The sequence below is a fragment of the Anaerosphaera multitolerans genome, assembly GCF_004006535.1.
In the GTDB taxonomy this organism is placed as follows: Bacteria; Bacillota; Clostridia; order Tissierellales; family Peptoniphilaceae; genus Anaerosphaera; species Anaerosphaera multitolerans.
In genome coordinates, this window is record NZ_RLIH01000042.1 from 1 (window position 1) to 1,032 (window position 1,032).

General features: G+C 37.7%; 1 protein-coding gene. It reads left to right on the plus strand.

All coding sequences use genetic code 11. The features are described from left to right. Nucleotides 1-1,032 (plus strand): M20/M25/M40 family metallo-hydrolase (locus tag EF514_RS10695; RefSeq protein WP_164845600.1); only part of this gene is annotated, 1,032 nt, incomplete at both ends.

Genomic DNA, 1,032 nt, shown 5'->3' on the forward strand with positions numbered 1-1,032 from the left:
TTGAAATTTTAAATAAGTATGGAATTGAAGCTAAGGAAAATTTCTTTAATATTGAAACAGCTTTTTTTGGAAAGGTAGTTGAAAAAAAAGACTCAGATGTAAATATTGCCATACTTACAGAATATGATGCTCTTCCTGAAGTGGGACATGCCTGTGGACATTCAGCAAGTGCTTCAATATCACTTTTGGCAGCTCTGGCTTTAAAAGACAATGAAGAGTTTATAAATGCCAATATAGACATAATCGGAACTCCCGATGAGGAGGACATGGGAATGAAAATACCTATGGCAGATGGTGGAGTATTTGATAAGTATGACTGTGCCATTATGGTACACCTAGATACTAAAAATGTTCCTAACTGGAGAATGTTGGCCTTTGAAACCTATGAGCTGGAATTTACCGGTAAACCGTCACATGCTGCTGCAAGTCCTTGGGAGGGCAGATCCGCACTTGACGGATTGATGCTAAGTATTCATGCCTTTGATATGATGAGAAAATGTATGAAACCATACACAATAATCGAAGGTTTTATTCAGGAAGGTGGAGTGGCAACTAATATAATTCATGAGAAGGCTAGAGGGAAATATACTTTTAGATCTGATTCAGCCAAGTATGTTAGAGAAGAAATAGTTCCTTGGGCAAAGGATGCTATTAATGGGTGTGCAATGGCAACTCAGACAAAGGTGGAGATGGTACCCTTCGGATATCCTTTCAGCGATATGAAGTACTTACAAAGTGGAGTGGACATAATTCAAGATGTAATGAGTGACTATGGAATGGACTATGTAGTTATGGATAAGCCGGGAGCTTCTTCGGATATGGGTAATGTAAGTTACAGATGTCCTGCTTTTCATCCATCTGTAGCAATTACAACTGAGGACTTAGCTCTTCACACTAAGGAGTTTGCAGAAGTAGTTATATCGGAAAAATCCAAACCTTGTATAGTGAATGGAGCAACTGTTATTGACGGATTTTTAGCTAGAATTTTAGAGGATCCTGAAAAATTAAAGGCAATAAAAGAAGAATTTAATA